The 258-nt window shown below is 58.5% G+C and carries 1 pseudogene; it reads right to left on the reverse strand.

The window, feature by feature from the left end:
- Positions 1 to 250: pseudogene (locus tag XI08_RS09705) on the reverse strand (IS110 family transposase); the annotation flags it as partial.
- Positions 251 to 258 lie beyond the last annotated feature (8 nt).

The raw sequence follows: 258 nt of genomic DNA on the forward strand, positions 1-258 counted from the left end.
CATACGGCTTGACATATTGCGGCGGGATCATCGCCACTTCATGCCCGAGCGATTGCAGCTCTCGCGCCCAATAGTGCGATGCCCCGCAAGCCTCCAGAGCCACAAGCGCGGGCGGCAAACGCCTGAAGAACTCCAAAACCTGCCCGCGCCTCAATTTACGCCGCAAAACCGGCCGCTCGGTCCCATCAACGCCATGCAACTGAAATACACACTTTGACGTATCCAAACCGATGCGAACAATCGTTTCCACGGGCGGCT

The sequence above is a fragment of the Bradyrhizobium sp. CCBAU 11361 genome, assembly GCF_028128935.1.
GTDB lineage: Bacteria > Pseudomonadota > Alphaproteobacteria > Rhizobiales > Xanthobacteraceae > Bradyrhizobium > Bradyrhizobium niftali.